At 39.3% G+C, this 7,037-nt stretch carries 5 protein-coding genes and 8 tRNA genes; 12 read left to right on the forward strand and 1 reads right to left on the reverse strand.

Going from position 1 to position 7,037, the window contains the following annotated elements:
• The first annotated feature begins 51 nt into the window (after positions 1-51).
• From ACW6PM_RS13405 to ACW6PM_RS13440, 8 genes are all read left to right on the forward strand, one after another.
• Positions 52-123, forward strand: a tRNA-Asn gene (locus ACW6PM_RS13405).
• A 14-nt stretch (positions 124-137) separates the two neighbouring features.
• A tRNA-Glu gene (locus ACW6PM_RS13410) sits at positions 138-209 on the forward strand.
• Between the two features lie 44 nt (positions 210-253).
• Positions 254-326, forward strand: a tRNA-Thr gene (locus ACW6PM_RS13415).
• A 9-nt stretch (positions 327-335) separates the two neighbouring features.
• Positions 336-409: transfer RNA gene (locus ACW6PM_RS13420), tRNA-Ile, on the forward strand.
• A 61-nt stretch (positions 410-470) separates the two neighbouring features.
• Positions 471-544, forward strand: a tRNA-Asp gene (locus ACW6PM_RS13425).
• Between the two features lie 31 nt (positions 545-575).
• A tRNA-Val gene (locus ACW6PM_RS13430) sits at positions 576-648 on the forward strand.
• Between the two features lie 5 nt (positions 649-653).
• A tRNA-Leu gene (locus tag ACW6PM_RS13435) sits at positions 654-737 on the forward strand.
• A gap of 51 nt (positions 738-788) precedes the next feature.
• Positions 789-862: transfer RNA gene (locus tag ACW6PM_RS13440), tRNA-Arg, on the forward strand.
• Positions 863-1,130: 268 nt separating this feature from the next.
• Here ACW6PM_RS13440 and ACW6PM_RS13445 read toward each other — a convergent pair.
• Positions 1,131-2,285 carry a PIN domain-containing protein gene (locus ACW6PM_RS13445; protein WP_456057457.1) on the reverse strand — a complete coding sequence of 385 codons (1,155 nt, stop codon included), beginning with the start codon at positions 2,283-2,285 and terminating at the stop codon, positions 1,131-1,133.
• Positions 2,286-2,421: 136 nt separating this feature from the next.
• Between ACW6PM_RS13445 and ACW6PM_RS13450 the strand changes: the two genes are divergently transcribed.
• The 4 genes from ACW6PM_RS13450 to ACW6PM_RS13465 all read left to right on the forward strand — a co-directional run.
• The gene (locus tag ACW6PM_RS13450; protein WP_308651712.1) at positions 2,422-3,867 is read left to right on the forward strand and encodes an NYN domain-containing protein; all 1,446 of its coding nucleotides are present in this window, start codon (positions 2,422-2,424) and stop codon (positions 3,865-3,867) included.
• A 125-nt stretch (positions 3,868-3,992) separates the two neighbouring features.
• The gene (locus tag ACW6PM_RS13455) at positions 3,993-4,748 is read left to right on the forward strand and encodes a copper homeostasis protein CutC (protein ID WP_456057458.1); all 756 of its coding nucleotides are present in this window, start codon (positions 3,993-3,995) and stop codon (positions 4,746-4,748) included.
• Positions 4,749-4,783: 35 nt separating this feature from the next.
• Complete coding sequence (locus ACW6PM_RS13460; protein ID WP_055224844.1) at positions 4,784-6,385, forward strand: type I restriction-modification system subunit M; 1,602 nt, start codon at positions 4,784-4,786, stop codon at positions 6,383-6,385.
• A gap of 5 nt (positions 6,386-6,390) precedes the next feature.
• The coding region (locus tag ACW6PM_RS13465) for a restriction endonuclease subunit S (RefSeq protein ID WP_456057459.1) at positions 6,391-7,037 on the forward strand (647 nt) is incomplete at its 3' end.

Here is a 7,037-nt window from a genome sequence, read left to right on the forward strand (position 1 = left end):
AGAAAAGCAAATCGGAATTGTATGAAGTTTTGAAGGTACAAACCTTAATAATCCTCGATAGCTCAATGGTAGAGCACTCGGCTGTTAACCGAGTTGTTGTAGGTTCGAGCCCTACTCGGGGAGTTTTCTTTTTCTTAGGCTCCATGGTCAAGCGGTTAAGACATCGCCCTTTCACGGCGGTAACACGGGTTCAAATCCCGTTGGAGTCATTTTTAGCACAGCAATGCGCTGAGTTAAAAGTCATAAGTCGTATGCCGATGTGGCTCAATTGGCAGAGCAGCTGATTTGTAATCAGCAGGTTATCGGTTCGAGTCCGATCATCGGCTTATATATTTGGACCATTAGCTCAGTTGGTTAGAGCAACCGGCTCATAACCGGTCGGTCCTGGGTTCGAGTCCCCGATGGTCCATTAATTTTTTTCTTGCATTTTTGTGCAAACTGTGATATTATATATCACGCATTAAGCATTTGGCCTAGTGGCTCAGTTGGTTAGAGCGCCGCCCTGTCACGGCGGAGGTCACGGGTTCGAGTCCCGTCTGGGTCGTTTGTAGTGATTATCTACTACAATTTTATATGGGATCTTAGCTCAGCTGGGAGAGCATCTGCCTTACAAGCAGAGGGTCACAGGTTCGAGCCCTGTAGGTCCCATTCATGCCGCAGTGGCGGAACTGGCAGACGCGCAGGACTTAAAATCCTGTTGTAGTGATACAGTACCGGTTCGATTCCGGTCTGCGGCATTCATTCAAAGCACTTGACAAGGGTGTTATAATGAATGAGTAAATAAATATGTGTGTGTAGCTCAGCTGGATAGAGCACTTGGCTACGGACCAAGGTGTCGGGGGTTCGAATCCTCTCACGCACGTTATATAATATAGAAAGAGCAGGTTGTAGTACCTGCTCTTTCTATATTACAAATCGTCCGCGGACGATTTGAACCCCGGGGTTCGTTCTACACTCCGTTGCGGTCGGCGCTAAGCGGAAGTCCACCGGACTTCCAGCGCCCTCTCACGCACGTTATATAATAAATAGAGAGCATCATGTTATGAAGGATAACAATTGAGGCACGGAGTATTAATTCCGTGCCTCAATTGTTTTATCCGGATTACCTTTCTGTTGTAAAATAAAGGGCGTTATTTCAGTGCAGATATAATTTTGAAATATGGCTTGAAAAGGCTGTAATATTTCAAGCCATCTGTCTCACCGTAGCTCTTTGTGATGGCAGATCTTATGCCATTGAGATTCTTTGTTTTATTCTTATTCTTTTCAAGAAAATCAACAAAATTTCCGGGATCATTAATATCACTGTGAGCGAAAATTATACCTGTAAAACGCTCTACCTTCTTTTTACGCGTGAGCTTCTCAGGCGTAAAAGAGTAGGATTTGTCTTTTATGGTTTTATAAATTATCTGACCCTGTTTCATACCATAAACATGAACCAGTGTCTCATGAAGCTTAAGCAGATTGTCTTTTCCCATGCAGTTTAAGAAAGAATCTACTTCAAAATGGTCGAAGTCTTCAGATGATGCTGCTACTTCAGAAATATCTGATGTATCAATGCTGTCCATTGAGGCCTTAGCCTCAGCTGCTTCGTTTTTATTTGAGTTGTTATTAGGTGTCTGTTCGTCAGTGAATGGTAAGTCATCATTAGTCATAAGCTTATCAATTAACGGTAAGTCCTCGTTAGTTGAAAGCTCGTCACTTAACGGTTCACTGTCTGTATAGCTGCTATGATTGCCATCGATAAGCTCATTCAGATTATAAGACTTTGCAGTGATAGCATCATTATCGGTATTGATATTGGCGGTATCTTCCTTAGATGGAATATCTGCTACTACCTGATACTTGATGTTTTTCCTTCTCTGGACAGCCTGTTTGCAAAAATTCACATTGAATCTGCGTACAGCGTATCCCTTATCTTTCCAGAACCTTACAGCAGGGTCATAGCCTGTGTCGTTGCTCATTATGATGTACTCATCAGCACCGGTCTCGGCTGACGCAGCATCACATTCGTTTTCACTGCAGGCACCGCCGCCTCCCATCAGATAACCCATATAGGATACAAGCTGAAAATCAAGGGCGTTTGTGCCCTCATAGCATTCCTCAAATCGTATATTTATTTTATTGTTTTCAATAAGTCTGATGACTGACATGTATGACATGTGAGGTGATTTTTTTGTGTAAAAAACTACGATTTCATCGTCCTCATCTGCCATATCAAACAGCATCAGCCAGTTGTCGTTGACATTTTCGCTGTCTACTAAAAAGTGTCTGATAATAATCACCATTAATCCGGATAAAGGTATTGTAGCATGAGTATGAGAAAATGGCAAATAATCCGGATTTTAAGTAAATGTTAACAATACAAAGAGTGCAACATATGATATAATTTAAATATATCTTGAAAATGAAGGGGGAATAGAGTTGGCAGATATTGAAATAAATAAATCAGATATTGATGAAGTTAATGATGTGATACAAGAAACAGATGAAGAAGCATATGCGTTGGATTCTGAATTTACAGAGGAAAAGGAATATAAAACAGTACAGAAATATGAGCTTGTGACGATTCTGTCGTATCTTATAGGTGTCAGAAATGAGATACTTGATTATATGTGCAGTGGTGAGTATGTGGAGCTTTTAAACAGCTTAAGAGAAAATAAAAATGCGAGGATACTCAGATATCTGTGTAAGGCGCGTACAGGTCTGCTGCGCAACTATAAAAAAACAGACAATGAAATAAAATATAATCTGGGTAATATAAACAGGATGGAGTGGTTTGATGCAGAGAATATAAATAAGCTTGAGAGCTGGGAAGTGCATATTATATTGTATAATTCATCGGCTGACAAGTATTGCGTACATATTAACAAGCTGATAAATGAGCACGTGGATGCATGTAAAAAGCTTTTCCCGGACTGGATAAAATGGGAGTATATCAGGGATTTGTTTGTCATAGCGGATTATGAAAAGCCAAAGAAGCTAAAGGCAGAGTTTACTGTCTATAAAGAGCACAGAAAAGAGTATCCATATGGGATGTATATCCACTGGCGCCCGGATGGCAGGGGAAATCTGCTCAATTCTGACGGAAGGATTTTAAAGACAATATACAGACAGCATGGTGATTATTTCAATGACGGTTCAAAATACAGGGATGCAGTGGAAGATACAAAGGAAAATATATATGAGTTTATCCGTGAAAGCATGCGTGTTGTGATAGTTGTGGATTGTGAAAATTCTGATGTATACAAGCTGTATGGAGTATTAAAAAACTTAAATTCTGAGCAAATGTCCAAAATAGAAAAAATTATACTCTATGATGATTATCATACATCCTGTGGATGGGACTGGCTGGAAAAATTCATACATATCCCTGTATTCCATGAGGAGGTGGAGCGCGTGACAGACCGAAAGTCGCTTGTTGATATAAAGATGACTGCGGGAGTGTGTGAGGCGTATTATAAGGACAACATAGACTCGTTTATTTTGTGCTCAAGTGATTCGGATTACTGGGGACTTATTTCATCTGTAAAGGATGCTCATTTCCTCGTGATGTACGAATATAGCAAGTGCGGACAGTCAATCAAGGATGCACTTACAAAACGATGTATTTTTCACTGTTCAATAGACGATTTCTATACAGGAAATGCAAGTGATTTAAAGAAAAAAGTCATGATAAGTGAATTGAAAAATCTGACAAATGATATTGTCGGAAAAAATGGCTGGGAGATGACAAGACAGATATACGAGAGGACTAAAATTACATCGACAGAGCGAGAAATGAAGGATTTTTACAATAAATATGTTAAGTCATTGAGGTTAAAAATTAATGAGGACGGAGTATTCGAGATTGTGGTAAATGAATATTGAGTATGAAAACTGATTTTTGAAAAAGATATTTGTAAAATTATCTGAAACTTATTTACGTAATTTTTGCCGGTCACACATGTATTGTGTGAAGGTTAAGCATTATTTAGCGGAAAGAGTGGGAAAGTATGATGAAACCGATGCTTGAAATATGCTGTGGCAGCTTTTCGGATGTGAAAACAGCATATGAAAATGGTGCAGACAGGGTTGAACTGAACAGCGCCCTATACATGGGCGGGCTGACACCTACACTCGGCAATTTAATATATGCAAAGAAGAACTGCAATATACCGGTAGTGTCAATGGTTCGTCCAAGGGGCGGCGGATTTTGCTATTCGGATGAAGAATACGATACTATGCTTATGGATGCAAAAATTCTTTTAGAGCATGGAGCAGATGGCATTGCGTTTGGATTTCTGACAGAAGAAAAACGGCTTGATGAAAAGCGCACTAAGGATATGATAGAGCTCATTCATGAGTGTGGCAGGGAGGCTGTGTTTCACCGCGCCTTTGATTGCATAGATAATCAGGACAGTGCAGCGGAGAGGCTTATTAGGCTTGGCGCAGATCGTATTCTCACAAGCGGTGGCGCAGTAAATGTATGGGATGGCAGAAAACAGCTTAAGCATCTTCAAAATCAATATGGAAAAGATATTACGATTCTGGCCGGAAGCGGCGTGAATGATACCAATGTTAGAGAACTTATCGAATACACAGGTATTACGCAGGTGCACAGCTCGTGTGGCGTATGGAAGTGTGATGTGACAGCATCGTGTAAAGAGGTGGATTTTTCGTATGATAAAATGATGAAGAACTGCTATCAGTGTGCGGATGCAGGTAAGGTTAGGAAGCTTGTGGAAGAGATAAGTGGAGAGGAATATTAAAGCAAAAGATTATAGAATTTCGGAGGAAGCAATTAATGGCAGAGCAGGAAAATAGTAAGGATTTAATCAGTGTACTTTGGAGTGGCGCTGATGTACTTCGTTCAAAAATGGACGCGAATGAATATAAGAATTATCTTTTGGGAATTGTATTCTATAAATATCTATCAGATTCATTTTTGATTAGAGTATATGATTTGATAAATGATGAGAAACCGGAATCGCTCAAGGTGGCACTTGAGGCATATAAAAATGAGTTGAAGGGTGAATATGCTAATGATTTGCTTGATGAATTAAAGCAGGATCGTAAATATGTAATTGAGCCTGAGCTTACATATACATGTTTTGCAGAGGATGCAAGGAATAATTGCTTTAATCGTGAGCAATTGCAGAAAGCATTCAATAATATTGAGCAGAGCGGAGAGTTGTTTGTGGATTTGTTTTCCGACATTGATTTGTATTCGAGCAGGCTTGGAGCGGGAGACCAGAAACAAAGTGATACAATTGCAGAACTGATAAAGGTAATAGACCAGGCAGATCTGCTTAATTCCGATGGTGAAATACTTGGAGATGCATATGAATATCTGATAGGACAGTTTGCGTCAGAGACAGGTAAGAAGGCGGGAGAATTCTATACACCACAGGCAGTATCAAAAATTCTTACTAGAATAGCAATAACAGGACAGGAGAATGTGAAAGGTTTGTCAATCTATGACCCGTGTATGGGTTCGGGTTCACTGCTCCTTAATGCAAAGAGATACTATAAAGGTGATACAAACTATATAAAGTATTATGGACAGGAACTGAACATGTCTACATATAATCTGGCAAGGATGAATATGTTCCTGCATGATGTGGCTGCGGAGAATCAGAATCTGCATCATGGAGATACTCTTGATGCAGACTGGCCAACTGGTGAGGAAACCGACTTTCACATGGTACTTATGAATCCGCCGTATTCTGCAAAATGGAGTGCTGCATCCGGATTTTTACAGGACGAAAGATTTTCAGAATATGGTGTGTTGGCGCCAAAATCAAAGGCTGATTATGCATTTTTGCTTCATGGACTTTACCATCTGAAAAGCAATGGAACAATGGCAATCGTTTTGCCACATGGAGTACTTTTCAGAGGTGCAGCAGAGGGAAAAATAAGAGAAAAGCTTCTTCGCTCCGGAAATATATATGCGGTTATAGGACTGCCGGCTAATTTATTTTATAATACGTCTATTCCTACATGTATTGTTGTACTTAAAAAGCATAGAGATGGCAGAGATGTACTGTTTATTGATGCATCAAAGAAGTTCATTAAGGGCAAAAAGCAAAACGAAATGTCGGATGAGCATATTGATGAAGTTATGGATTTGTATAACAGAAGAGAAACTGTAGACAAAGAATCCTATCTGGCAAGCTTTGAGGATATTGAAAAGAATGATTTCAACCTAAATATTCCGCGATATGTAGACAATTTTGAAAAGGAAGAGGAAGTTGATATAAATGGTCTGCTAGAGGATATGCAAAAAACAGATGACGAGATAGGAAAGGTGGAGGGGGAGTTCGTGAATCTGCTAAAAGACCTGACATCGTCTGATGAAAATATAATGGCATCGTTGAATCGTTATATTGATATGATTGAGGGGTGATTTGTATGGAAAATCCAAAGATTAGATTTAAAGGGTTTACTAAGGATTGGGAACAGCGTAAGTTGGGAGACGTGTTCAAAGAATACTCTGAAAAGAACCATACCGAGTTATCGGCTTTAACTATAATTCAGGGTGGTGGAACAGTAAAAAGGGAAGACGCTGATAGAAATTTAATGTATGATACATCCAATTTATCTAACTATAAAATGGTGAGAAAAGACGATTTCATTGTACATCTTCGTTCCTTTGAAGGAGGCTTAGAAAAATCATCATTAGATGGCATTATAAGCCCTGCATATCATACATTTCATAGTGATATGGCAGATTCAAGATTTTATTATCCGTACTTCCGATCTTATGAATTTATAAAGCATAAATTAGTGCCACATGTGTACGGAATAAGAGACGGCAGAAGCATAGATATTGATGGGATGAAAACTATTGAAATCCCGTATACATCAATTGAAGAACAACGAAAAATAGGAGACTATCTGGATTGTTTAGATCACCTTATCACTCTTCACCAGCGAAAGTGTGATCAGACAAAAAATCTGAAAAAATATATGCTTCAAAAAATGTTTCCACAAAATGGAGCAAAAGTTCCAAAGATTAGATTTGATGGATATACCTACGATTGGGAACAGCGTAAGTT

Source organism: Agathobacter sp. (assembly GCF_977054825.1).